The sequence below is a fragment of the Rhodopseudomonas sp. BR0C11 genome (assembly GCF_010820945.1).
Classification (GTDB): Bacteria; Pseudomonadota; Alphaproteobacteria; order Rhizobiales; family Xanthobacteraceae; genus Rhodopseudomonas; species Rhodopseudomonas palustris_H.
Window position 1 is genome coordinate 1 of the sequence record NZ_QTKI01000824.1, and the last position, 548, is coordinate 548.

Sequence of the window (548 nt, forward strand, 5' to 3'; positions counted from 1 at the left end):
CTTGATCGCTGCCGACATCTCGCGGGCGCGAACATTGAGCGGATGGGTGTCGGGCAGGTTGTTGGCGTATTTGTACTTGAATTCGGCCTCAGCGGCCCGTGCCACCCAAGGCGCACCGATGCCACCGATCGCGGCTGCCGCCGCCGACGCCTTCAACAAGCTCCTGCGTGAAAAACTCATCTCGCTTCCTCCTGCCCGCGTGGTCTTTTTGTGAGAACGCACCCGAAATGTCGACGCGCCCTTGGTCATCATTTCGGCTGGTCCGGTCAAGCGATTTTGAGCCGCCGGTGGATGGCCGGGCCATCGACCGGACCAGGTTGTGGCCGGACGCCATGGCGCGCTGGGACCGAGACGGACCGGTCGGCACCGGAGCCTGGAGACGTCCAGGTCCGAGCGATGCACGACCGGCAGACGGCTTGGGGCGACCGTCGCGCAGGCGTCCAGAGACACGGCTGAGCCTGCCGCAAGGCGGCGCCATGACCGAGCCGCACACATGACCGCGCGCTGTAACTTGGTCGCGACGTCGATGCTGCGGCATCATTCTGAGA

General features: G+C 65.3%; 1 protein-coding gene. It reads right to left on the reverse strand.

The annotated features are described in order from the left end of the window. A partial coding sequence (locus tag DYI24_RS27615; RefSeq protein WP_164574569.1) for a twin-arginine translocation signal domain-containing protein occupies positions 1-180 on the reverse strand: 180 nt, incomplete at its 3' end. Positions 181-548: the final 368 nt, after the last annotated feature.